The sequence below is a fragment of the Paenibacillus haidiansis genome, assembly GCF_036553665.1.
GTDB classification, from domain to species: Bacteria; Bacillota; Bacilli; order Paenibacillales; family Paenibacillaceae; genus Fontibacillus; species Fontibacillus haidiansis.
The window spans coordinates 1-26,110 of sequence record NZ_JAZHPZ010000016.1 but is presented as its reverse complement, the minus strand read 5'-3'; the positions used below and the strand labels follow the sequence as shown (position 1 = coordinate 26,110).

21 protein-coding genes and 1 pseudogene are annotated in these 26,110 nt (G+C 49.6%); 17 read left to right on the top strand and 5 right to left on the bottom strand.

Annotated elements, in window-relative coordinates:
- Positions 1-179 precede the first annotated feature (179 nt).
- From V3851_RS22320 to V3851_RS22295, 6 genes and pseudogenes are all read left to right on the top strand, one after another.
- Complete coding sequence (locus V3851_RS22320; protein WP_331848740.1) at positions 180-863, top strand: PspA/IM30 family protein; 684 nt, start codon at positions 180-182, stop codon at positions 861-863.
- Between the two features lie 38 nt (positions 864-901).
- Positions 902-1,933, top strand: a complete 1,032-nt coding sequence (locus tag V3851_RS22315) for a TFIIB-type zinc ribbon-containing protein (RefSeq protein WP_331848739.1) — start codon at positions 902-904, stop codon at positions 1,931-1,933.
- Positions 1,930-2,715: a TPM domain-containing protein gene (locus V3851_RS22310; protein ID WP_331848738.1), complete on the top strand. Its 786-nt coding sequence runs from the start codon at positions 1,930-1,932 to the stop codon at positions 2,713-2,715. The genes V3851_RS22315 and V3851_RS22310 overlap by 4 nt, the downstream gene beginning before the upstream one ends.
- Before the next feature lie 17 nt (positions 2,716-2,732).
- Positions 2,733-3,734 (top strand): SPFH domain-containing protein, encoded by a 1,002-nt coding sequence (locus V3851_RS22305; protein ID WP_331848737.1) that lies wholly within the window; start codon positions 2,733-2,735, stop codon positions 3,732-3,734.
- Positions 3,735-3,933: 199 nt separating this feature from the next.
- Positions 3,934-4,596: a pectate lyase gene (locus V3851_RS22300; protein WP_331848803.1), complete on the top strand. Its 663-nt coding sequence runs from the start codon at positions 3,934-3,936 to the stop codon at positions 4,594-4,596.
- A 142-nt stretch (positions 4,597-4,738) separates the two neighbouring features.
- Positions 4,739-5,068: pseudogene (locus V3851_RS22295) on the top strand (two-component sensor histidine kinase); the annotation flags it as partial.
- Positions 5,069-5,146: 78 nt separating this feature from the next.
- Here V3851_RS22295 and V3851_RS22290 read toward each other — a convergent pair.
- The gene (locus tag V3851_RS22290; protein WP_331848736.1) at positions 5,147-8,011 is read right to left on the bottom strand and encodes an endo-1,4-beta-xylanase; all 2,865 of its coding nucleotides are present in this window, start codon (positions 8,009-8,011) and stop codon (positions 5,147-5,149) included.
- A 324-nt stretch (positions 8,012-8,335) separates the two neighbouring features.
- Here V3851_RS22290 and V3851_RS22285 point away from each other — a divergent pair, with 324 nt between their 5' ends.
- The 3 genes from V3851_RS22285 to V3851_RS22275 all read left to right on the top strand — a co-directional run bounded on the left by V3851_RS22285 (position 8,336) and on the right by V3851_RS22275 (position 14,504).
- Positions 8,336-8,593, top strand: coding sequence for a DinB family protein (locus V3851_RS22285; RefSeq protein ID WP_331848802.1), 258 nt, complete (start codon positions 8,336-8,338; stop codon positions 8,591-8,593).
- Positions 8,533-8,727: a hypothetical protein gene (locus tag V3851_RS22280; RefSeq protein WP_331848735.1), complete on the top strand. Its 195-nt coding sequence runs from the start codon at positions 8,533-8,535 to the stop codon at positions 8,725-8,727. Before V3851_RS22285 ends, V3851_RS22280 begins: the two co-directional genes overlap by 61 nt.
- A gap of 1,349 nt (positions 8,728-10,076) precedes the next feature.
- Positions 10,077-14,504, top strand: coding sequence for an S-layer homology domain-containing protein (locus tag V3851_RS22275; protein WP_331848734.1), 4,428 nt, complete (start codon positions 10,077-10,079; stop codon positions 14,502-14,504).
- Positions 14,505-14,664: 160 nt separating this feature from the next.
- Here V3851_RS22275 and V3851_RS22270 read toward each other — a convergent pair whose 3' ends face one another.
- Entirely contained in the window at positions 14,665-15,054 is a 390-nt protein-coding gene (locus V3851_RS22270; protein WP_331848733.1) for a hypothetical protein, read from the bottom strand.
- A gap of 60 nt (positions 15,055-15,114) precedes the next feature.
- Positions 15,115-15,393, bottom strand: a complete 279-nt coding sequence (locus tag V3851_RS22265; protein WP_331848732.1) for a hypothetical protein — start codon at positions 15,391-15,393, stop codon at positions 15,115-15,117.
- Positions 15,394-15,560: 167 nt separating this feature from the next.
- Here V3851_RS22265 and V3851_RS22260 point away from each other — a divergent pair, with 167 nt between their 5' ends.
- From V3851_RS22260 to V3851_RS22225, 8 genes are all read left to right on the top strand, one after another.
- The gene (locus tag V3851_RS22260) at positions 15,561-16,919 is read left to right on the top strand and encodes a lipase family protein (protein ID WP_331848731.1); all 1,359 of its coding nucleotides are present in this window, start codon (positions 15,561-15,563) and stop codon (positions 16,917-16,919) included.
- A 14-nt stretch (positions 16,920-16,933) separates the two neighbouring features.
- Positions 16,934-17,209 (top strand): hypothetical protein, encoded by a 276-nt coding sequence (locus tag V3851_RS22255; protein WP_331848730.1) that lies wholly within the window; start codon positions 16,934-16,936, stop codon positions 17,207-17,209.
- A gap of 135 nt (positions 17,210-17,344) precedes the next feature.
- A complete protein-coding gene (locus V3851_RS22250; RefSeq protein WP_331848801.1) occupies positions 17,345-18,592 on the top strand; it encodes an MFS transporter in 1,248 nt (415 codons plus the stop codon).
- A 214-nt stretch (positions 18,593-18,806) separates the two neighbouring features.
- Positions 18,807-20,237 (top strand): ABC transporter substrate-binding protein, encoded by a 1,431-nt coding sequence (locus tag V3851_RS22245; RefSeq protein ID WP_331848729.1) that lies wholly within the window; start codon positions 18,807-18,809, stop codon positions 20,235-20,237.
- A gap of 154 nt (positions 20,238-20,391) precedes the next feature.
- Complete coding sequence (locus tag V3851_RS22240) at positions 20,392-20,844, top strand: MarR family winged helix-turn-helix transcriptional regulator (RefSeq protein ID WP_331848728.1); 453 nt, start codon at positions 20,392-20,394, stop codon at positions 20,842-20,844.
- Between the two features lie 54 nt (positions 20,845-20,898).
- Complete coding sequence (locus V3851_RS22235) at positions 20,899-21,291, top strand: hypothetical protein (protein ID WP_331848727.1); 393 nt, start codon at positions 20,899-20,901, stop codon at positions 21,289-21,291.
- Positions 21,292-21,421: 130 nt separating this feature from the next.
- Entirely contained in the window at positions 21,422-24,220 is a 2,799-nt protein-coding gene (locus V3851_RS22230; RefSeq protein ID WP_331848726.1) for a glycoside hydrolase family 3 C-terminal domain-containing protein, read from the top strand.
- Positions 24,221-24,238: 18 nt separating this feature from the next.
- Positions 24,239-24,427 (top strand): hypothetical protein, encoded by a 189-nt coding sequence (locus V3851_RS22225; protein ID WP_331848725.1) that lies wholly within the window; start codon positions 24,239-24,241, stop codon positions 24,425-24,427.
- A 51-nt stretch (positions 24,428-24,478) separates the two neighbouring features.
- On the opposite strand, the gene V3851_RS22220 is transcribed toward V3851_RS22225, so the two are convergent.
- Together V3851_RS22220 and V3851_RS22215 are read right to left on the bottom strand one after the other, a co-directional pair.
- Complete coding sequence (locus V3851_RS22220) at positions 24,479-24,757, bottom strand: WXG100 family type VII secretion target (RefSeq protein ID WP_331848724.1); 279 nt, start codon at positions 24,755-24,757, stop codon at positions 24,479-24,481.
- Between the two features lie 30 nt (positions 24,758-24,787).
- On the bottom strand, positions 24,788-26,110 hold a 1,323-nt coding region (locus V3851_RS22215; RefSeq protein WP_331848723.1), incomplete at its 5' end, for a lipase family protein.

Genomic DNA, 26,110 nt, shown 5'->3' with positions numbered 1-26,110 from the left:
CGGAGTAGTAGAGAGGAACGGCGCAAATAAGGGCTGTCCTGTCCGCAAGAAGCGGCCATCGCTCACATTTTTAGTCGAAAAGCCATCAACCTATCCGGTTGGCGGCTTTTTTTCATGAAACCATTTGAACGGAATAAATGTATTATTATAATAAGTAGAAACCCGAGGGAGGGAGCAACGTGGGAATTTTGTCGAGATTCAAGGAGATTATGAAGGTCAATGTCGGTGCTCTGCTGGACAGGGCGGAAGAGCCGGACAAGATCGTCGATGAATACATGCGGCGGATGAACAGCGACTTGGGGCAGGTAAAAGCGGAGACGGCGTCGGTCCTGGCGGCTGAGGGCAGGGTGAAGCGCGAGCTGGACGAGTGCGCCGCAGAGGTGCGCAAGCTGCAGCGTTACGCGGAGAAATCGGTGGAGTCGGGCGATGAAGAAGGCGCGCTGAAGTTTCTGGAGCGCAAGGCCAAGCAGGCGGAGCGGCTGAACGAGCTGCAAGCCGCCCATGAAGAGGCCGCCGCCAATGCGGCAAGGATGAAGGAAATGCAGGATAAACTCATTTCCGACCTGAACCGGCTGGAAGAGCGGCGGTTCGAGCTGAAAGGGAAGCTGGCGGAGGCGGACGCGCTCCGGCAGCGGAACGCCGGAGCTGCATCCGGCGGAACGGAGGCCGCTTTCCGCGCCGCGGAAGAGAAGGCGAACATGGCGCTGTATCAGGCGGAGGCGCTTGCGGAGCTCAGAGGCGGGGCCAAGGAAGACGACCTGGATGCGCTCATCGCCGAACTGGAGAATGGCGCGCGGAAGGACGCGGATGGCGCCGAGGAGGAATTAGCCGCCATCAAAGCAAAGTTAAAAGGGAAGGAATAGCGTTTCCTTTCCGGAATACATGTACGTGAGGTGAGCCAATGCCGGTTATTGATTACAAATGCCCCTACTGCGGCAGTAATATGACATTCGACAGCGAGACGGGAACCTTATCCTGCCCGGGCTGCGGAAGACTAAGCAATATTGAGCAAATTCAAGATCCGATGACGAAGCAGGCATTTACGGAGGGCGAGGTGAGGGAGTATCACTGCAACAGCTGCGGTGCGGTCATTGTGACCGATCCCGAGACCAGCGCGACGACCTGCAGCTTCTGCGGATCGGCCGTCGTTCTCAGCGACCGTCTGACCGGGAGCCTGGCTCCGGCGCAGGTGATCCCTTTTACCATTAGCAAGGAAGAAGCGATGCAGGCTTTCAAGAAATGGTGCCGGAAGGGCCTGCTCACCCCGAGCGGGTTCATGAGCGCGGACCGGATCAAGGGGATCACGGGAATCTACGTGCCTTTCTGGCTCTACGATCTACATAACATTGTGGACGTCAAGGCTCATGCGACCAAGGTAAGAAGCTATACGAGAGGCGATTACCATATTACGGAGACGGACCATTTCGAGGTTTATCGCAAAATCCAGCTGAATTACGTCCGGCTGCCGATCGACGCCTCGGAGAAAATGAATGATGAGCTAATGGATAAGCTGGAGCCGTTCCCGTACGATCAGCTCAAGCCGTTCAAGACGCCTTATCTCGCCGGGTATATCGCCGAGAAATACAGCTTTACCGATAAAGAGCTTTTCCCGCGGGCCAAGGAAAAGACGGAGCCTTACATTCAGGCTTATATTGCTTCTACGGTCTCCAATTATTCCACTGTTAATTACACGGCGAAAGACATTAAAACGCAGGTCAAACAAGCCAGTTATGTTTTGCTGCCGGTCTGGATGGTGTATTATGACTACGACCATTCGGAATATACCTTTGCCATGAACGGCCAGACGGGCAAGGTGGTCGGCAAGCCGCCGATCAGCAAGGGGAAGGTCGCCGCTTGGTTTGCCGGCGTTTCCTGCGTTTCGTTCCTGGCGTTGAAATTGGTTTCGTGGATGATGGGAGGCGGGTTCATATGAGGAAGCATTTTGCATCCCTGGCGGCCCTGCTTATCATCGTAACAAGCCTATTTGGTCCGATTGCGGGACAGGCGGCCGCGGCGGAGTACAAAAACCTGATCTATGATGAAGCCAACCTGCTGAGCCCGGATGACATGGACGCCCTGAACGCCATGGCCAATGAATTAGGGGCCGAAAGAGAGATCGATATCATCATCTATACTTCCGATAATTCCGAGAATAAAGACGTTATGATCATGACGGAGGATTTCTACGATGAACGGGGCCCGGGATACGATAAACCGTTTGGTAATGCCGTTATTTTAACGATGGATATGCGGAACAGGGAAATATACTTGGCCGGATTCTACAAAGGGGAAGAGTATCTTGACGACAGACGGCTCGATAAAATCCGGGATAAGATTACTCCGTATTTGTCGGACGGCGATTACAGAGCGGCTTTCGAGAAATATATTGAAACCGTGCACCGGTACATGGGCTACGAACCGGGAGTGAATCCGGATAATATCCTGTTCCAACTCTGGTTTCAGATCGCGGTCGCCTTGGTTATCGGCGGGCTTACGGTAGGCGTGATGGCATACCGTTCCGGCGGGCGGGTTACCGTGGGACACAAAACGTACGAGGATGCTAAAACATCGGGTGTGATGTCAACCTATGACCGATTCCTTCGTACGACGGTAACGAAGCGGAAGATCGAGAAGAGCAGCAGCAGTTCGGGAGGCGGCGGAGGCGGAAGAAGCAGCGGCGGACATTCGCACAGCGGCAGCCGAGGATCATTTTAAGGAGAGGATGAGGCAAGATGGGCTTTTTCAAAAATCAGTTTTCCAATGTGGTGGAATGGGAAGAATTCAGGGACGATATGATCTTCTGGAAATGGAGCAACCGGGAAATCAAAAAGGGAAGTAAGCTGATCATCCGTTCCGGCCAGGATGCCATATTTATCAATAACGGCAAGATCGAGGGGATTTTCAAGGATGAGGGGGAATTCCAGATCGAGTCGGAGATCATCCCTTTTCTATCCACGTTAAAAGGTTTCAAGTTCGGCTTCAACAGCGGGATGCGGGTCGAGGTGCTGTTCGTCAATACGAAGGAATTTACCGTCCGGTGGGGGACGCAAAGCCCGATTCTGATTCCGACGCCGCAGCTGCCGGGGGGATTGCCCGTTCGTGCCAACGGTACGTTCAATTTCAAGGTGGGCGACTACATGACGCTGATCGATAAGATCGCCGGGATCAAGCAAAGCTATCTGGTAGAAGATGTGAAAATCCGCATCACTTCCGTGCTGGACCAGTTGCTGATGAAGTGGATCAGCAAGGAAGGGAAGGATATGTTCAATCTGCAGGCCAACGCCGTGGATATCGCGCGGGGCATTCGCGAGGATCTCGATATGCAGGTCATGGACGACGGGCTTACGATCACGGGCTTTCAGGTGATGAGCTTCAATTATCCGCAAGAGATTCAGGATATGATCACCAAGAACGCCTCATACGAAATGATCGGAAATCTGCAGAAATACCAGCAGGTCAGCATGACGGACGGCATCGCTTCGGGCAAGGTGAAGGGAGGCGGAGCCGCCGCCGATATGGCGGGCATGATGATGGGCATGAACATGGCGAACGAGATGCTAAAAAATATGAACCAGAACCAGCAGCATCAACCGAGCCAGCAGAACCAGCAAAGCCAGCCGCAGCATGATAACCCGAATGCCGGCGGTCAGAAGAAGCCGAACTTCTGTCCGAACTGCGGTGCTAAGAACGAAGGGGCCAATTTTTGTCCGAACTGCGGACAGAAGCTGGGATAGTATAAAGGTGTCATCCGGTCCATTTTGAGGATTGGATGACATTTTTATTTATTCCATATTATTCAATGTAAGTAATATGAAAAAATGATTATATATGTTATTCCTTTCCGATGTTACACTTGGGATAAGCCCAAGGTGAGGTGCACATCATTTCGGGCCAAAATCCGAATGAAGGGAAGGATATCAGGTGAAGAAGTTAATGAGTCTGGTTGTGTCATTGGGCATTGTTGGAAGCTTGGTAAGCGTGGCTCCGTTACCGAATGCGCATGCGGCGGAAACGGTGAATTCCACCATCATTGTCGCGGCGGGGCAGACCTTTGACGGAGGCGGCAAAACTTATGTGGCCAATCCCAATACGCTGGGGGACGGCAGCCAGGCGGAAAACCAGAAACCGATCTTTCGCCTGGAGAACGGGGCGACGTTGAAGAATGTGATCATCGGCGCGCCTGCGGCGGATGGGGTGCATGTTTATGGAAACGCTACCATCCAGAACGTGACTTGGCAGGACGTCGGCGAAGATGCCCTGACTTTGAAAGCCAAGGGCACGGTGAATATTACCGGCGGCGGAGCTTATAAGGCCTACGATAAAGTATTTCAGATGAATGCCGAAGGCACGATTAACATCAAAAATTTCAAAGCCAACGACATCGGCAAGCTGGTCCGCCAAAACGGCGGAACCACCTATAAGGTCGTTATGACGGTTGACAATTGCGATATTTCCAATGTGAAGGATTCAATCCTGCGGACGGACAGCAGCACATCTACGGGCAAAATTACCAACACCCGGTATTCCGACGTGCCGACCCTGTTCAAAGGATTTGCCTCTGGGAAGACAAGCCAATCCGGAAACACGGAATATTAGTAGAATCAGGGACGACAAGAACTTCGGGCGGCCAGTGCCGTCCGGGGTTCTTTTTTCATACGATTTCCGGATCCGATTCCCTTCCCGAAAGTCATGTGTCATACTAGAATACATAACTCTCAAAAGCGATGAGGTGAGCGGTATGTCCATCAGATTAAAACTGCTGCTGTCCTATACGGGCATGCTGATCATCAGCCTGCTGGTATTCGTGTTGACCGCGGGTCTGTTTACGATCGCGGCGACAGGCGACATTCACAGCATCAAGGATTTTTACAAGGTTCATTATCAGGTTAATCCGTTGACGGAACAAGAGGAATCGATTTTCCTCGAATTGAAATATCTTGCGAAGAACGAGCCGGACCAGCTGCTGGATAAAGAGCTTTTGAAAGACTATGATTTCAAGCTCAGAACGGTGCGGGCCGGTCTTTATGTCCGCCGGGAAAGCAATCAAGTGTTCGAGTTGATGATGTTTTAATACGGCTGGTGATTAAAATAAGGAAGGCGAGAAATCGCCTTCCTTTGTTTATAGCCGGAAACCGCCGTGGTACTGTTATTTTTTATTATTGCCGTGGTTTCCATTATTGCCGTTGTTTCCGTTGTTGTTGCCGTTATTCCCGGAATTGCCATTACCGTTGTTATTCCCTTTGCCGTTATTGCCCTTTCCATTATGGTCTTTCCCGCCGTGGCCGTTATTGCCACTGTTGTCATCCGGGCCGCTTGGCTTGCCCGTGAGGGTCAGGATGCCGAAAACGGAGGGGTCCTGATAGCCGTTCCCGGTCGTATCGTTCCAGGCGGCGACGCTTTGGCGGGTGCCGTCTTTGGCATCATTAATTTGAGCGTCAAAACCGAATTTGATATCGTTATCCGGCGTTACGGTTTTTAGCGGGATCTTCACTTCAACCGTATAGTTGGTTCCGGAAACCTTGGCGGCTGAGACGAAGCCTTCGGCGATGCCTTCCGGATTGAAGGAGCTTTCATTATCGAAATTGACTCTGAACTGCCCGTCGTCGGCTTGATAGAACGTGGTTTTTGCGTTATTTTCATCCAGGAAAATTTCGATGGAATCCTGCTCCCATACATTTGCACTGCTCTTGTCGAGCTGCGCGTCGCTAACCTGGATCAGTACGTACAGATTGTCATCGTCCCAGAGTGCCTTGGCTACACCGGTCGCACCCTGCCAAGCTGTCTGGTACCGGTTAATCGGCATCTCGGGAGCCTGGCTCCATACCGAGTCGACCGTCCCGTCAACCACAGGAGTCCCATAGACAGCGGTGGACTGATTGGCATCCGATACATCCGGCTGGTGCTCTTCCTTGAATTTAACCGGATCAATGACGCCATAGTAGGCCGGCTTGGCCTGCAAATTCTTATCGAACAAGAGCGGGTTGTTGGCCGATCGCCAGCTCGAACCGTCGTCCAGTCCCCAGAAAGTAACCCGCTTGATGTGTGCGGCATGTTCCCTGAAAATATCCATCAACTGGGCATACAAATAGCCCTGGGCGTTCGCGAGCTTCTCGGAAAGCTCATAGTTGCTTCCTGCCTGAATGTCGAGCTCGGTGATGCTGACTTCAACGCCTAAGGAAATGAACTTTTCCAGGGACAGCTTTACATTCTCCGGATTTGTGTTTATGCTGTAATGCCCCTGCATGCCGACGCCGTCGATGAGCAGCTTGCCGGGGTGCGTAAGCGCGTACTTGTCGTTGATCGCTTTGACCATGTTGTAAATGGCCTGAGCTTTATTCTGGTTATCCTCATTATAATCGTTGTAATACAGCTTGATATCCCATTCGGGATGATCGTCGAGCACTTCCCTTGCCGCCAGGAACGCCTGCTCCAGGTAGTCCGGTCCGATGGCATTATACCAAGGGGATTTGCGCAGCGACGCTTCCCAGTCCGCCGGGTTAGACGGATTATCGCTCATGGCTTCATTTACGACATCCCAGGAAATAACCTTGTCGCCGAAATGCTCCATAACGGTTTGGATATGGGTCCGTAAATTGCCCAGAGCTTCTTCCCGTCCGAGCGGGATGGTGCTGCCTTCCGCATCCGTCGTCGTATTCAGCCAAGCCGGGGACTGCTGATGCCAAACGAGCACATGCCCGTGCATTTGCATCCCTTCGGCCAGCACTTTATCCACCATGGCGTCCGCCCCGGCAAAAGTAAAATTCCCCTTCGTCGGCTGCAGCGCATCCGGCTTCATGGCGTTGCCTGCCGTGGCGACATTGTGATGCATGGTGAGGAGCTCAAGCCGAACACCTTCCAGATCCTCGGCCGTAATGGCGTTTCCGATCAGGAAGTCGTTTTGATAGGCGGTTTTAATCGGGGTCAAATCCCGTTGGATGTCGATTTGGCCGGAGCCGGTATTTTCAAAACGGATATCGTCAATATAAAAAGAGGCCGTCGCGTTATTCGAGCTTTCCACATAGATCGTTAAATACTCGCCGCCTACACTGTTATAACGGTAGGTTCCCTCGAACGGAACCCAACCATCGCCGACGGCAATAGTTTTGGGCGACAGCGTAACATAGTTGGCGCTGCTTCCGTTGCCTATCTGCGTGGACAGTTGAATCTGCGAGCTAACGGGTTCGATGAGCTTGACCCAGGCGGAAATCTTATATTCGCTGCCTTGGTCCACATATTGCTCCACACGCAAGGACGGGCCGTGCCATGTGGAGGTTCTGCCTTCCACTTTTAAAGCATAAGCCCCGCCTTCGGTATGATTCGCTTCATCAGTGACCGTCAACATCTCACTGCCTGATCTGCCTTCAAAGCCGCCTGCCGACTGATTCTCGAATGTGATCGTGGTAAAAGGCAACGCCGGATCTCTAGGCGGTTCTTCTCCGCCGCCCGATGTCGCCTTCTCGGTAATTAGGATATCTCCAATATAGAAGGGAACGGTTGCCCCAGTATCATTCGATTGCACGCGAAGAGCGCTATCCTTGCCGGTATCCACCGTGAATTCTTTGGTCAGGGTGAAGGCACTTCCGGCTGCGAAATCCGCTCCGGCCAACCAGCCATAACTATTTACCGTCTGCAGAAAAGCCTGTGCTCCGCTTGGAACATTCACGTCAGTATCAACATATCCGGTTAAGTTGACCGTGTAGGTCTTACCGTTCTCCAGTCCGATGTCGGCAAATTTGAAATCCGCCGCGTCCCAGTTGTTGGCTCGGTTGCTTACATATATTGCCGCTCCGTCGGCATTGCCGTCAAACACTTTGTCCGTTACCGCGGTCAGGCTGGCGCCGCCCGATTGAGCCGCGTCCCCTTTCCCGTTTGCGAAAGTTTCATGATATACCGTCACCGTATCTTCCGATTCCGCCGCCGAAGTCTTCAAATCCCGGACGAACCAGCCCGACGGAACAAGCAAGGCCGCTGCGATCAAGACGGATATCGTTTGTTTGATCCATTTACTCATTCACTTCACTCCCCCTAAAGTAATTTAGCTAACTTAGTTAAGCGCTTACAATTTTTGAGTCGACGACCCTCCTCTCTGAGCCAAATCGTACTATTACTGGGGAAGTTTGTCTTGAGCGAAATTAAAGATCATACCGTACTTTTTTTATATAAATTTGAAATAAGGGCAGGGAGCAGCGAACCATGGGTTGGATGTTTATTTGAGAAATAGTGTACAGACTTAACCGATAAGAGGCCTCTCCGTTGAAAAGAAAACAAACTCTTTCGGCAGTTCCGTGAACTGCGCGAGCAAACCTTGGCTTTGGCGGAGTCGGTTACCCCGGATATGATCGATGTCGTTCCGGAAGGATTCAATAACAGTATCCGGTGGAATCTGGGGCATATTCTGGTGGCCTGGGATTACGGGATTTTTCCGAAAATCAATGAGCCTTTAAAAGCCCCGAAGCTGTGGCCGCGGAATGATCCATATCGATCGGGGCAAACTGATCCTGTCCGAAACAAACTTGGAGGAGTGGATACATTATGGCGAACAAGGATCGGAAGGACAGCAGATCGGATCGTTTTCTCGATATCGACAGAATGATTAATGAAGGCCTCGGAGGCGGAAATGTAACCCAGGATAACGGGGCTATTGAGGAAACAACCGTAGACACGATGGAATTTCCCGAATCGATCTTGGGCCTAAGTCAAGAGAATGGCACAAAGAAGGGAATTTAACGGGAAACGCCGGGTTAGGCGATGAAAATTCTCCAAGAAATTAACTTATACTCTTTTAAGAAGGCTGAGTGCAGTGGGTACTATCCTGCTGCCTCAGCCTTTTCATTTTCCAATAAGGGAAAAATCATCGTTTTTGGGAATATCCAGTGGGTCTGTAGAGGTTTTGTCGAGTTTTGTCTGATAGAGTATGGAAGGTACTTTATCCCCGAAGAGTGATGCTTCTCTGCAAGTATATATCTCAAATTATGATATTAAAAATTAAATATATAATGAAGGATTTCATAAACAGGGAGGAGGGCTTTAGAAGAGAGCAAAAACAGTTGAACATCAAATAGAGGCAGATTTTTCGGGCATTATATTTAAAATTTAAATATTCAAAATATCATATTACAAGATGATAAGAAGAGAATTTTTTATTTACATACAGCAGGGAGTGGGAGATGAGAAATATGAATAGTGCAAATAGAAGGTTTAAGTCTAAATTTACCCGGGGAATGTCGGTTATTTTTTCATTCCTGCTTGTCGTAAGCGGTTTTCCTCTTTATGGAGTATTTCAACCAATGGAAGTGCATGCGGAGGCGGGTTCGGAAACCATTACAGGTTATCCGGGTGGTGTTGGTGTTGCCCAAGGGCTTATTTCATGGGTCAATGTAGAAGATAGCATGGTTCTGGCAGAGGATAATAGTACAATCACTGCACTTAACGACCTGGTGGATTTAACCCCGGATATTTCTGATGACAACGTTTGGGGACCAAGCACAAATACGCTTATTCCGAACGCGATTAATTATAATGGCGGCATATTGATTAACTCAACCAGGGGTTATTATATACGGGAACCTTTTAATACTACGGATACAGCCCGTGAAGTATATTCAATTCAAGGTCCTTTCGAAGGAGCGATAAGCGGATTCCCCTGGAGTTTTGGGGGTGAGGGTAGCGGTTCCCCCAATGCCATAAGCTTGAGTGCGATTTCGACCACATTAGGGAATAAGAGCGGTCAAGCCGCACTGACAACTGCCGGGCATCCATTGAAATTGGGACAGGCGGATATCCTCAATGTCATACGGACAGCCAATTATTTTGGAATCAATTTTAATGGAGAGAACGTGGGGGAAAGAACACCGGCCGGTGATGTTAATTTTAATAAGGCCGTGGGTTCTAACGGTTATTATTTCGGTGCTGCGCATAGTAATCGCTTTAATGGTCTAATGACGGAAACAATACTCTATAACCGAGAGTTAGAAGCTTATGAGAGAAATAAAGTTAATAGTTACTTGGCTATAAAATATGGAATCACTTTAAATGAGGATTATGTTGCAAGCGATTGGGATGGAACAGCAGGAACAGTGCTTTGGGATACGAATTCCAATGGCGCTTACAATAACCGGGTTACGGGGATTGGCCGAGATGATATAGGCGCGCAAAATCAAAAGCAATCCAAATCGCAAGGAACCGGCGCAAATGTGGCGATTGTGCTGGGCGATTCCGTGGCTGCGACGAATACGGCCAATAAGGAAACTTTTGAAAATGATAAATCGTTCTTTGTATTTGGAGATAACGGAAAAGAAGCAAACTTTGAACAAGGCTACAAGCTTACGAAAGATGATACTGTTGCAGTCAAAACGCTAGAGCGCGTATATAAGATACAGAAAACAAATTGGGATGAGAGTAAACAAATTACGCTTCAAGTCGATAAAATTGATGATCAAAAAGGCTATCCATTGTATTTGATCGTTAGCAGCAGCGACACCTTCGTTTCTGACGCAGCTTTCTATCCGGTTAATCAGGCGGACGGAACGGTTACGTTAAATAGTTCGGAGATAGATAACGGGAACTATTTCACCTTCGCTTCCGCTTATCCGCTACCCGATAGTGCACAATTGGCGTTGGCGGAAGTCGATGGCGCCGATCATTCCTTGAACTTAAGCTTTGATCGGGAAGTCGATTTGGATAATTTGGAGGGCTTCGTTATTACGGTTGGAGACACATCTGTTGATTTATCGAATGCCGGCTATCGAGTCGATCCAAACGATAAGACGAAGCTGATTATTGACTTGTCGGAGGGGGACCTCGCATCCGGCGAAGCGATCACCGTGTCCTATGATGGCACAGGAACGCTCAGGGATCTGGAAAGCGGAGTTGCGGCCGATGTGTTTTCAGAGACATTAAATGCTGTAAATAAAGTGGCGTTGCAAAATAAAGTCAAAGAAGCATTAAGCTTGACGGAGGCGGATTACACGGAATCCTCCTGGCAGGCTATGCAAGTTGCGTTAGAAGCCGCGAATTCGTTATTGGATAAAGCTGATGCAACACAGGAAGAGGTTAATACCGCGTTAGACAACTTACAAACAGCCATTGATGGGCTGGTAAAGAAACCGCCGATCGCGGAGGGCGGAAGCTTTACCGAAGGGACAAACAAGATCACGCTAGATTTTAATAAGGCTGTGAAGTTCGACCAGAGCCAAGGCGGCTCCTCGGTTGACGGGTTTACCGTAACGGTCGGGGAAAATGAAATTACGGCGGTTACTGCAGCCGTAGATCCTGCGGATCCGACGAAAGTGATCCTTACGCTGCCGGAGGGAACGGAGCTTTCAAAAAGCGAAACCGTTCATGTTTATTACGAAGCGGCTTTCGGACATCTTCAAGGTGATGAGGATAACGGAAAAGCTGTAGAAGATTTTGATTTTGAAGTGAAAGACCCGTTTGCGGCAGCTTTGACGGTTACGGGCCCAAGCGGGGTCACGAACGATCTCCAGCCGGCGGTAACGGGAACCGCACCGAAGGATGCGGACAGTGTTACGATTACGATTGCGGGTCCGGATGGCAACCCGATTCAGTCGAATACGGCTTTAACTGTTGATCCGGTAACGGGCGCATGGTCATTCGATACTTATGAAACGAACCTGGCTCCGGGCGTTTACACTGTAACCGTGACCGCGACAAAAGGCGGACAAACCGCCACTGAGATACACACGTTTACGATCGTGGATAAAACCGCGCTTCAATCCAAAGCGGATGAAGCCCAGGGTTACCATGAAGAAGACTGGACAAGTGAGACCTGGGATAACTATCAGGAGGCTTTTACAGCGGCGACTGCCGTGCTGACGGATGATGGCGCGACACAGCAAGAAGTGGATAACGCCCTGACAGCCCTGCAAACCGCTCAGGCAGGTTTAAGAAAGGCGCCGCCGATACCGGTGAATCCTGAATCTTTTACGGAAGGGACTACATCGATTACGATCCCGTTCGATCGGGCGCTGGCGGTTGACGAAGCGGGAAATCCGAAGGATGGATTCTCCGTCACTTATGTCGGCGAGGACGGTAACCTTGTTGCGATCGACGTAACAAACGCTGAAATTTCCGAAATAAATGGCAGCTATCGGATCACCCTGGATATTGAACAGCCGCTGTCCGGCGACTGGACCGTTACTGTTGCTTACGATGAAGCGTCGGGTCATCTGAAAGGCGAAGGGGAAGACAGTTCTTCGGTAGCCGATTTCCGATTTGAATTGGTGGATCCGTTCGCTGCCGAACTAAAGATCACCGCGCCAAGCGGAACGACGTCGGACAAGACGCCAACCATATCGGGCACCGTCCATACGGATGCGGATGAATTGACGGTAACACTGAAGGATGCGGAAGGCAAACTCGTTGAAGTTGGCGGCCAAGTGAACTGGGTTGCGGGCATTTCGACCTGGTATTACAATTTTCTGAAAGAGCTGCCGCCGGGTACCTATACGATTGAAGCTACGGCTGTGGACGGTGAGCGTTCTGTAACTAAAACGAGAACATTCACGATTACGGAAATCGTGGATAAAACCGCTCTGCAAGCCGAAGTCGACTTGGCAGAAGGCTTGAATGAGGCGTACTATACGCCGGAAAGTTGGAACGCGTATCAAACACAACTGGAGCAAGCCCAGGTTGTATTGGCCGATGATGACGCCACTCAAGCTGAAGTGAACACGGCGTTGAGAGCTTTGACAGCGGCAAGAGAAGGCTTGGTTTCCGACAGCGGTCATCCGATCGCCAACGGGGTAACATTGGACAAGTCGAACCCGGACAAGTTGATCCTGACCTTCGATCAGCCTGTCAAAGTGACATCCGACCAGCTGAACGGTTTTGCCATCAGCGGCGGCCGTGGCGCGATCTCGGTGACGCAGGATGTGTATGAGCTCAGTGAAGACGGACTGCAATTGATCCTTCATCTGGATCGCGAGCTGGAGCCGGGTGAAGAGATTTCTTTAACGTATGATGAAGATCTGGGCAATATTGTCGCAGTAGGGTCGGGCAAAGGGCTGTTTACATTCAGCCGGACAGTCATTCGTCCTGAGAATACTGGCGGCGGTTCCGACTCTGGCTCCGGTTCCAGCGGCGGATCAAGTAAAGGTAATGGCGGTTCGAGCAGCAACAATACCAACGTTTCTTCCGGCCCGGTAACCAAAACGATCGTGGTCGATGTCGTAATCGGCGGCGATGAGGAAGCCGATATTACCAAGGTGCCGATCGACCGCACTACCTATGCTGACGGGCGCATTACCGATAAAGTGACTTTTACGAAAGAGAAGGCGCAGGAAACGATTGATAAAGCGCTGGAGACCGGTAAAAATATTGCACGCATTCTTATCCCGGATGCGGCGGATGAAGTGAGCGAAGTGAATCTCACAATTCCGGCGGAATCGGTAGCCTTGCTTCAAGCGAACGCCATTGATTTCGAGGTTTACAACCCGAACGTCTTTATTCAAGTGCCGGCCGCTTCGTTGCAAGGGTTGGAACAAGATTTCTATTTCCGGCTCGTTCCGGTGAAAGACCGGAGCGAACGCGAAGAAATCGAACTTCGCGCGCAGACCGAGCAAGTCGTCCGGGAATGGGCGGCGGACGATAATATCGAAGTCGTGGCCAGACCGATGACGATTGAAACGAACCTGTCGAGCCGACCGGTTACACTGACCTTGCCGCTTCGCGACGTCGAGCTCCCTGAAGATGCGAAGGAGCGTGCAGCGTTCCTAGCTCAGCTTGGAATCTTCATTGAGCACACGAACGGGGAGAAAGAAGTGGTGAAAGGCACACCGGTAACTATGCCGGATGGTCAATTGGGACTGCAATTCTCTATCGATCAATTCAGCACATTTACGATTATTGATTTTAACCATGCTTTGTCGGAAGGGCAGCACACTCCTTATGTACAAGGCTTTCCTGACGGGCAATTCAAACCGCTTGAGAATGTGACCCGCGGACAGCTTGCAGCCATGCTGGCACGTAATCTCGGCTATGTCGAAGGGACATGGAGCGGGGAAGCACCGTTCAAGGATGTACCGGAAACCTCCTGGCAGGCGGGCGTCATCGCCTTCATCAAAGAGCAAGGATTGATGCAAGGGATGCCGGACGGCAGCTTCAAGCCGAATGATGCCGTCACCCGTGCGGAAATCGCAACCGTGATGGTGAACTACCGCAACTTGGCCGTTGTGCAAGACAGCGAGACAAGCTTCAACGATATCGCGGGCCACTGGGCACAGTGGAACATCAATGCGGTGCGTGAAGCGGGTCTGATCGAGGGCTTCCAAGACGGCAGCTTCAAGCCGAACGATTATGCCTCGCGTGCGGAAGCGGTAGTCATGCTCAACCGGATGTTTGAACGCGGCCCGCTGAATGGCGTTACGGCTCCTTCCTTCCCGGATGTGCCTGCCGGCCATTGGGCATTCGAGCATATCGAGGAAGCCGCGACTGCGCATAGCTATATCATTGATGCAGAACAGAAAGAAGTAATTGCTGAATAGTTTTACCTTTTGAGAAAGCCGAGTCAGCGGGGACGTCCCGCTGACTCGGCTTTTTTTAGCGAGTTCTATGGGCCGGGCCGTTCAAACCAAGGCTCCAGACGGCTTTTCGTGAAAATATAACAAAAGACCCGCTCCCGGAGCAGGTCACCCGTCTATTGCATTATTCAGATTTTTCTTGTTCATCTAACAACTTCTCTCCGGATGTTTCTTCTTCTTGCAACAGTGGATACTTTTCAGAAAAACCTTCAAATAAGACGCCGTCAATAACATCATAATTAGGACGCTCTAGCATAAGAAATACGTGTTGGTCCTTCTCTCCTTTTATATGCCCGTATACCCCAACAGTGATATCTATATAAGAGGGCATTACTTTTACTTCAGTAATGACAATATCAACATTATAATTTTGCTTGAAATATTCTATTCCTACCGCTTTGGCTTTGCTTCGAATCAGTTCTTTCTCTTGTGATGATTTACTTAAGCCACAGCCTCCTAATAGCATAAGGATTAATATGAAATACCCTACTTTAACAAAGTACTCCTTTTTCAAGATGACACTCTCATCATTTTGCGACTAATTCATATAAGTTATGTAGAGTTTAACACCAAATTAGTTGCTTTCCTTAAGCGGAGGATGTTTTTCGAAGAATCCTTCAGGATACAAACCACTGGTTACTTCATATGTACGATAACTGACAAGCAGGAGGATTTCTTGGTCCTCTTCTCCTTTGATGTGGCCATACATCGCTACATCGCTGCTTACATGAGGGGCGTCAATATCAAATTTAGTGAAAACTACATCCACGTTATAATTTTCTTTAAAATATTGAATTCCTACCTGTTCTGCTTTTCTTATAATTTCCTCTTGTTCATCCGCTGATTTATTCAAGCCACATCCCCCCAATAGTATAAGTATTATGATTAATAATCCTACTTTTCCTAAATACCCGGTTTTCAAAAATGACACCCTCTTCATTTATATGGAAATTCTATTATATAATACATTATAAAATAATATATTTCTATTAAGAGATAAGTTAGGAGGTAGAGTTGGTTTTGTCATATATTTCTGACAAGCAATACCATGAAATAGCAGTACTAGCATATAAGGATGTTGATACCAACCAAAGTTTAAAAGACCCGAATTGGAAAGTAGTCGAGCCGGAAGGAGCCAAGCTGCACAGCAAAATATCGGGTTTTGATGCCGCTGTATTTTATAATGAGAAAACAAATCAAGTGGTGATCGGCTATAGAGGAACTGAACCAAAATTTGGTGACAGTGACCAAACCATTAACCGGATCATGGATTTTGAAACGGATGCGGCCGATGTCGTGTTCGGCAAATACAGAAAAATCGAGGAGAGGCTGGAGTCTCCGCTTAAAACGGCGATATTGAACTCACCTTTGGTATTACTGAACGATTATATCGAATATGAAAATAATCAATTTCATCAGGCCGAGGAGTTATACGATGCCGTAAAAAAACAGTATCCCGATGCCCAAATTACGGCTACAGGCCATTCCTTGGGCGGAGCTCTAGCTCAATTTGTGGCCGTACGAAACGACATTTCGGGAGTAACCTTTAGTGCCCCCAGTGTAACCAACCTATTATCCGACGAGCTGTTAGAAAAGGTAAATAACGGCGATTTTGACCGGCAAATTGTGAACTATGTTCATCCCAGCGACTCCGTCGGTGCTGGTCCGTTTTCCGAGTATCAGCGGCATGTTGGATCGACTTATTACATAGGAACCGATTTCGATTCGGCCAATCAGAAATATGATGATTTGGACATACCGGTTTATTTGGAATTTTCATATCCGATATCCAATTCAATCCAAATTGGCAGTTACCCTGGAGAATGGGGGCCGGGTCAAATTCAAAGAGCACTCGATTCTTTTAGCGGTAAAGATGGTCAATTGTCATACCATGCCCTGGAGAACTATACTTTTGACTCCAATGGCAACATTAATAATCCTCTGGTTGACCGCAATACAGGACAGTTAGTTGAAGGGTCTCCCAGATGGAATAACTACATGGAAGCCATAGCGGTCTGGGAGAATCTGAAAAATAGAGGCGCTGATTTAATTTATTCCGTAGCCGAGAAATTTTTTCCCTTCATGGCCTTGTTGGGCGGCTCGACCATCCAATTACAGCCGGAGGAATTAAAGGAATCCAGCCGACAAATTAAGCTGCACGTCCAGGAATTTCAGCAGGAGCTTCCCGGTACTTTAAGGAGCATTCAAAATCTGCTCAGCACAAGCCAAAGCCGGTCTTTGCAGCCGATTGTTCAAAGAACGATTGACGAATTAAACCAGTTCATTCGTTGGTATGCCGCAACCGCCAATGATATTGGCGAATATATTAATAAGAAGGCCGATGACTTTATTCGTGCGGATCAAGGAATCAATCCTTAAAGGAGGTGCTTCAATTGACGGGACGAATTCTGGTAGAACTCGAGGATTTGAAGAATGCGGAAAATAAATTGAATCAAGTTATACATAAGCTGGAGCAAGATGAAATATACTTAAAAACCGTATATGGACGCCTCTATGGCTGGAAAGGCGAAGCTGCCGGAGAAATGCGAAGCAGGATGAGTAGTTTTTTCAGCGAGCTGTCGGTATGGGGTGAACGTCTCGAGGAAAGACGCGATGAATTGACCCGGTACATTGATAAAATGCGACAGTTGGATGAATCGTGGCGATAAAAAGGTATTAGAGTTAGCAGAACCTCTATGAATGGACCGGAAACAGTTCCACGTTTATTTATCTCCATTAGAGGAGGGGGTTCTGTGGTTAAGCCAAATAGATGGATCAACTCGCCGTACGCGTTCGCGCTCGGCATGTTTGCGATGATGGTGCCCAGCCAGGCATTCAGCTCGTTTTACAGCTATTACTATGTGGAGAAGCTGGGGCTGGGGATTGGGCTGGCGACGCTGGCGCGGACGATCTTTTTGATCTGGGATGCGGTGAACAATCCGATCTTCGGTTATTGGTCGGACCGCACGAAGACGGGAATCGGGCGACGCAGGCCTTGGGTGATCGGGGCGGTTCCGCTGTTCATGCTGTTCTTCGTGCTAGTGTTCTCGCCGCCCGGCGAGCTTTCGGAACAGGGGTTGTTCACTTGGTTCCTGGTCACATTGATCTTGTACGAGACGGCCGCGACAGTGCTGTGGGTCAACTACGGGGCTCTATTCCCGGAGTTGTTCCGCGGCGACCGGGTTCGCGCCAAAGCGTCCGCCGTGGAGCAGGGCTATCAGATCGTCGCTTTGCTGATCGCTACTGCGGTAACGCCGGTGATTTACGCCGCGTTGAATTTTTCGAACATGGCGATTCTCTACGCCTGCGTCTTTGGGCTTTGCATGTCGGTCTGGGTGTTCAGCGTCCGGGAACGGCCGGATTCCGGCCAAGGAAAGCCGCTGAAGCTGATCCCCGCTTTTAGGGCGACGATCCAGAACAAGAAATTTTGGGTGTTCAATATCGCCAATTCTTTTGCCCAGACGGTGAACGGGCTGCTCAGCTCGATGATTCCCTTCTATGCCAAATACGTGCTGAAGATCCCCGAAGCGCAGGTATCGGTGCTGCTGGCCGCCGTATTCGTGTCGGTGATTCCCTTGATCTTCGTATGGTACTGGATCATCCGCAAGATGGACGCGGTCAAGGCCTGGCGCTGGGCGCTCGCCATCTATGGCCTCTCCATGATCCCGCTGTGGTTCGGTTATAACCTGGCCAGCGGCATTGCCGCCGGGGTGGTCGCAGGCTTTGGACTGGCGGGATTCCTGGTGACTCCGGCGATGGTCAGCGGGCGGATTATCGATGAAGACGCGGAGCGAACGGGCCTAAGAAGGGAAGGGATATATACGGCGGTGGCCGGGTTTATTACCCGATCGAGCGGACTGATCTCGGCGCTGGCTTTTTTCGTGGTGGGAATGATCTTCGGCTATGAAAGCGGCGATAACCCGGGCCCCACGCCGGAACTCACCTTCCGCTATCTCATCAGTGTGGTTCCGGTATGCCTGCTGGCGATATCCGTAACACTGTCACTAAGCGTGAAATTTCATTTTTCGAACAACCCTTTAACGAATAAATAATTATCCTAAGTAAGCAGTGGCGCAGACGAGTCTTGGAAGAGGTGATTCCAGGGCTCTTTTTTTTTGCGAAGGGGCAGGATCAATCCTCATTTTTGCCGAAATTCGATTCATCCTTATCCCTCCGTTGGGGATTTTTATAAATTTAGGTAACTAATTCTCCGCTTTGGGTGTTATTAGTTTGAAAAATAAAATAAATGTCTCTTCGGAGGTCATGATGAAAAGTAAATTACTCCATAAGGCTCTATTGGCTCTTGTATGCGGTGTTATGTTTGCGGGATGTTCCGGCGCTCCCGTCAAGGAAACGGAGCAACGCTCCAGTTTTAAAATCATGTATACGAATGAATCGTATTTCTTCCGGCAATACGGTGATTTGTTTTTGTTGCAGCATCCCAATATCGATATTGAATTGGTTGGCACGAATGGGATTAACGCAGGGGAAAATCAGGATCGCAATGAAGCGCTTGTAGATTTCATAGAGAAGGAACAGCCGGATGTAGTTATACTAAGCATGGAAAATTATCAGAAATTTGTCGCAGAAGGTAAATTGCTGGAGCTTGATACTTTGATCGAACGAGACAAATATGATATCGAGAGCATTTACCCGGCACTGATTGAGATTATTAAGGAGAAAGGCGATGGTAAGCTGTACGGCCTAGCTCCTTCCTTTTACGGAAATGCTCTTTTCTATAATGCGGATCTGTTTGCCAAATATGGAATCGAGGTGCCGCATGACGGGATGACTTGGCAAGAAATCGTCGATACGGCCCGGCGGTTTCCGACCGATGGCGATGAGACGACACGCATCTACGGATTTGGCAGTGATTATGGCGTGTCTATGCTGGATCTTGCTTGGTCTATCGCCAATACGCACGGTTTAAAATATATCAATACGGATACGATGAAAATTACGCTGAATACGGAATCCTGGAAACAGGCCTTTAAGCTGGCCAAAGACGCGGAAGATTCGGGGGCTCTCTACAATCCGAAGGACGGGGGATTCCAGGGCGGAACGATGGAAGAGTATTATCAGAGCCAGGCGTTTGTGATGGGGCGTATGGCCATGACGGTCAACGGTTCTTATTTGCTAAGTAACATTAAAGAGGCCAAGAATGCGCTCAAGAATTACAATTCTTTTCAAGTCGGCGTCGTCACGGGGCCGGTTGATCCAGCCGACCCCGATAAATCCCGAGATATCTACATTAATGAACTGTTCGCCATCCGGGCGAACTCACCGAACTCGGATGCCGCATGGGAATTCTTAAAATTTGTGAACGGGGAACAATTCGCCAAAGTTAAATCGAGATCGTTGAATAACGGGCTTTTGTCCCGCATGGGAATATCGAAAGAATATGACGGCGTAAATCTGGATGTGTTTTACACATTGAAACCGAATTTGGACGGTACAAGTTCGATGGACAGCAATAAAATTCCCGGGGATTTCCTCTCTCAATATCAACCGATCGTCGACCGGGAGCTGAAGTTGGTCGAGGAGAAGAAGAAAACCATTGAGGAGGCGCTGCAGACGATTGAGCAGGAAGGCCAGGCTGTATTGAATAAGGCGGTAAAAGATGAAGCCGCAAACAAAAACGGCAAGCAGGATGACGGCTCCGAAGAAGGAGAAGATACGGGCGATAACACCGAATAGCCGGGCGAATACGAGTCTTGGAAGTCATTCCAAGGCTCGTTCTTTGTTTTGGATGACCGCTAATATCGGAAATTTGCCGAAATTTGATTCACCCTTGTCCCTCCTTTATAATAATTACTAATAGTGTTAGCGATATGAAGAAAGAAGGGAAGATGTGGAACTCGAACAATTGGCGGACGAGATGCTGCTGCGGATGGAGGCAATGTTCCGGAATAGACCGCATAAGATGATCAGCGAGCTCTCCAAAGGTGAAATTTTCCTTTTGGGCTATTTGCTCTCCTGCGGTGGAGCGGCCAGATCGAGTGCGCTCGGAGAGGCGCTGGGGACAAGCACGGCGCGGATTGCGGCGGCGGTGAAGAGCATGGAAGGCAAAAGCTGGGTATTCCGGGAGACCGATCAGGCGGACCACCGGAAGACGATCGTTCATCTGACCCCGGAAGGGGAAGCGCATGCGCTCGGTTACCGGGACCGTGCCCGCAACGAACTCATAAAACTGCTCAGGGAGCTTGGTGCGAAAGATGCATTGGAATATCTCCGCATCACCAAAAAAATGAATGAAATCGTCACCCGGATGAATACCGGAAATTCCGACAACGCCGAAAATTGAGATAAAGGTTGATTGATTCCCCAACGAACTTTACTTCAGAAAGGAAAATCCAGCATGAAAGAACGTTTGCGCCAATTTATGATGGGCCGGTATGGAATGGATCATTACGGGCGGTTTTTGTACATCGCTTCGATTGTTTGTCTGATACTCGGCATGTTTCTCTCTCCCCTGCTGACGTTACTTGCTTTTGCGCTGCTGATCTATCAGTACTTCCGGATGTTCAGCCGCAACTTTTACAAGCGGGGCCAAGAGAACAATGCTTACCTTGCCATCCGTCACCGGATTACCGGTTGGTTCAGAACAAAGAAGCAGCAGGTTGCCCAGCGGAAAACCCACCGTTTCTATAAATGTCCCTCCTGCAAACAAACCTTGCGCGTACCTAAAGGAAAAGGGAAAATCTCCATCACCTGTTCCAAGTGTCACACGCAGTTTGTCAGAAAGAGCTAGCCGATGTTCGGGTATATCACGACGGAGCTTGCGAGATAATCCCTTCAAAAACGTTGCAAATCTCTCCAAAGATAAGGTAATTTATATATAACTATAAATTAAGACTGACAAGATATGGGGAGAGAACAACTTGAGCACAAAGAAAATAGGAATTCCTTTGGAAGGGTTTGCTGAATTCAGCAGAAAAGTGGCGGCAGAAGGAGCGGTACTGTTAAGAAACGAAGGACAAGCGCTTCCGGTTCGCAAAGGCGAAAGCGTTTCAATTTTCGGCAGAACGCAAGTGAACTACTATCGTAGCGGCACGGGGTCAGGCGGCAGCGTCAATGTGGAGTATACTACCAACCTGCTGAACGGCTTGCGGAGCAAGCAGAACATCACTGTCAACGAAGAGTTGGCGGCCGTATACGAAACCTGGATTGAGGCCAATCCGTTCGACAACGGCGGAGGCGGCTGGGCTGCGGAGCCGTGGCATCAGAAGGAGATGCCTTTAACTCCCGGACTGGTACAAGCGGCGCGAAGCAAATCGGACAAGGCGATCGTGGTCATCGGACGCACGGCGGGTGAGGATCAGGATAATGCCAACGAGCCGGGCAGCTATCAACTAACGCCCGAAGAGAAAGATATGCTGAAGCAGGTTACCGCCTATTTCGAGCAAACGATCGTTGTGCTGAACGTATCGAATATCATCGATATGAGCTGGCTGGACGATGAAGCTTACGCAAGCCCGATTCCATGCGTGATCTATGCTTGGCATGGCGGCATGGAAGGCGGCAACGCGATTGCCGATGTGCTCGTTGGGGATGTGACCCCTAGCGGCAAACTGACCGATACGATTGCATACACCATCGAGGACTATCCGTCGACCCGCAATTACGGCAGCGAGCATAAGAGCGTTTATCAGGAAGACATTTATGTAGGATACCGTTATTTCGAAACTTTTTGCCCGGACAGAGTTCAATTCGAATTCGGTTTCGGTCTGTCCTATACGGAGTTTGCGCTCGAGTACGAGGAAGCCAAAGCGGTTGTCAAAGAGGGCAAACCGTACCTTGAAATGAGCGTAACCGTCAAAAATACCGGGACCACATATGCCGGCAAAGAAATCGTACAGGTTTATTACGAAGCGCCGCAAGGTAAACTGGGGCAGCCGGCAAAAGCTTTGGCCGGATTCGGCAAGACGAAGCTGCTCCAGCCGGGAGAATCGCAGCGCCTTAGCATCAGCTTCCCGGTCGACTCCATGGCGTCTTATGATGACGGCGGCGTAACGGGACACTCTTCCGCCTATGTACTGGAAGCGGGAACGTATCGTATTTTTGCCGGAACCAGTGTCAAAAAGCTGACGGGAATCAGCGTCCAAGGTCAGGACGGCTATGTTGTTGAGCAGCTGCAAGTCGTGGAGCAGCTGCAAGAAGCGCTGGCGCCGACGGATAACTTTACGCGCATGAAGCCGGGCGCCCGCAAGCCGGACGGTTCGTACGAGCTGACCTATGAAGCGGTGCCGCGGCAAAAGATTTCCCTGGCGCAGCGAATTGAGGCCAATCTTCCGGCTACTTTAGAGCAGACCGGAGATCAAGGCTACAAGCTGCAGGATGTCCGCGACGGCAAAGTCAGCATGGAGACGTTCATCGCCCAGCTCAGCGATCAGGACCTGGCCGCGATCGTCCGGGGCGAAGGCATGAGCAGCCCGCTCGTAACGCCGGGCACGGCCTCGGCTTTCGGGGGAGTCAGCGACAGCTTGTTTAACTACGGCATCCCTGTCGGCTGTACATCGGATGGTCCGTCCGGGATTCGTATGGACAGCGGAGAGAAGGCGACGCAGGTCTCTATCGGAACTCTGCTCGCCGCAACCTGGGATCCGGAGCTGGTTGAAGAACTCTACGTGATGGAAGGCCAGGAGCTGTTGAGAAACGAAATCGACACCTTGCTCGGACCCGGTCTTAATATCCGCCGCAGTCCGCTTAATGGACGGAATTTCGAGTACTTTTCCGAGGATCCGCTGGTTTCCGGGATTTTTGCCATCGCCTGCACCCGCGGGATTAAGAAGGGCGGCTCCAACGCTACGCTGAAGCATTTCGCCTGCAACAACCAGGAGAAATACCGCAGCAAAGTGGATGCGGTCGTGTCCGAACGCGCGATTCGCGAGATTTACCTGAAAGGCTTCGAGATGGCGGTCAAGGAAGGCGGCGCCAATTCTATCATGACCGCTTACAATCCCCTCAACGGGCATTGGACAGCCTCCAATTACGATCTCAACACCACGATTCTGCGTGGAGAGTGGGGCTTTAAGGGCATCGTGATGACCGACTGGTGGGCCGTGATGAACGATGTGGTTCACGGCGGCGCCCCGGACCGGAAATATACGAACTTTATGGTCCGCGCGCAAAACGATCTTTATATGGTCGTCAGCAACTATGGCGCGGAAATCAACGCTTATGACGACAATACCTTGGAATCCTTGGAGAACGGGACTTTGACCCGAGGCGAATTGCAGCGGAACGCCATGAACATTTGTGAGTTCCTGATGCATGCGCCGGTGTTCTCCAGAAAGCAAGTGATTCACGAAGCGGTCCACAAATTCCCGGCGGCGGGCCAACCGGCAGTAACTCCTGAGCAAGTGCAGGAACTGTCAGTGGACGCTCAGGTGAAAGTGGATGCAGCCGATTCGACTTATATGAAGGTAGACCAAGCCGGTGAATACCGGATCATTGTCAGCATCATGTCGCCGGAGCCGGAATTGGCTCAGAGCGCTACCAATCTGGTGCTGAACGGCCAAGTCGTGACGACGATTCAAACGAACGGTACCGAAGGCAATTGGATTAGACAAAGACTGGTGAAGATCGGACTGGAAGCGGGCTTCTATGAAATGAAGTTCGAGTCTATCAAACCGGGCATGCAGATCGACTGGGTGGAATTCAAGCAAGTAAGTAACTGAGTCAGGGGAGCTGCAGGAATGAGAGGATATAACATTTGGCGTCCGATCATGCTGATTATGATCGCGTTGATCACGAACACCTTGGTGAGCAATCTTTTGATCTTGTTCGGCTTGCCTCGCCAAACTTCCGAAGATCTTGGCTTTATCGCCATGATCATCGCCGCACTTATCACGTACACCCGGATGACGAAGAAACGTCGGAAATAACGGTAAACCGCTAGAAAGAGGGCCCTTTTGAGGCCCTCTTTCCTTTTCCATCTAATGACTATAAGTATAACGATCTATTGTCTCCATCATTTCAATATATCGCAGCAATTGTTCTCTATGTACATCCAATTCCTCGGCACGTTGTGAAGCTCCCCGCAGGAATGCCTCCATCTTGGCGGCCAATTTTACGGCAGACTCGCCTTTCCAATCATGCAGACGGCCATATATATTCCGCATTTGTTGTTCTTGGTCTTGAAGTCTTTGCTTCAATCGTTCGCATTGTCGCACGGCTTTCCTGAGATCCTCCAACTCGACGGATATTCGACTCATATGGATTTCACCACCAATATTCTAATTTGATCACTGTCGATCGGCAGCAATAAACAGTTTTGCCTTGAGATCGATGTAGTCTGCGATTTCCGCGATAGATTGCTGGTACCATTGATTTATTCTATGAAAAGATGCAGTGGCATTATAGACAATAGGTGTCAAGGTTTTGCTTTGGCTTGTTTCGACCTGTGCTTGGAACAGTCGGATGGAATAGCTGATATCGCTATCAAATTCCTTTAAGCTATTCCGCATCTGAAGTGCGGCGTTTTGCAGTTCCTCAGGCGTAAGCTGAATGGTACCGCCGCTCTTGTTTCCGGTAAAAGTGACCTCACCGCTCCCCGCAAATCCTCCGTTTAAAGTGACGCCGAGACCTGCCGCCGCCAGTTGACCAAAAACTCCCCACTGCGAACCGTAACGCTCCACTAAATCGCCGAGAACTCCTTTGAATCCTTCCATTGCCGCAATCATACTCTCGTAGGCGGCTACTCTTGGGTTAACCTCCGCGGCTTCACCGTCCATAGTATAAAGTGCATTCGCTATATTCCCATCTTCATCGAATTTAAAGTGGCCTAAGGAATGGTTTCCCTCGTCAAAGGCGGAGTTGTAAAATTTAGCCAATGGTCCTTGCTGTCCTAAGGATATCGTAATTGGAATATATGTAATGGGAGTCCACTTAGAGCCGAATAAAAATTGAGCGAAACTGTTATCTCTAATTTGGGGTATCGAGATAGGGATAACCATTTTGAATTCATTCTTATTCGCTTCTTTACAGGTGGAATTTATGTAATAGGTTTCTCCAACATGTTCCAACTGATTAACGGCACCTGAACCGATCGTATCCTTCGGATTGACATAAGCAATATTTGTATTACGAAAATCCCCGTTTTTTACCTTCTCTTGAAGATCGTCAGGCAGAGCATGAGTGATACCAGGCGCATTGAAGCTTACTGAAGGCAATCCATTGCGTACTCCAACATATTCGGCCAATGCTCCTCCGAGAGAATGGCCGGTGGTAGATATTTCGGCCGTGGGATATTGTTCCTTGACGGCATCGTAAAGTTTCTGAGCCTGTATGAATTGATTGTCCTGGTATTTCGCTTCATATTGAATGAACCCCATCTGTGCCTCAAGCGGGAGAGCATTAATTTTCTCCTTATTTTGCTCATAGTACTGATGTACTTCTTCAACATTTTTAACACGATTACCGACGACATCATTCAGATCGGTTCCATAGTCGGGAATCAAACTCTCTAAGGGTCTTCCAAAAGGCTCTGTACCTCTGTAGCCAATGATTATCTGATTCGTCTCTTCATTGTAGAAGACAGTGGCATCGAATCCAGAGCCGTTAGTGTC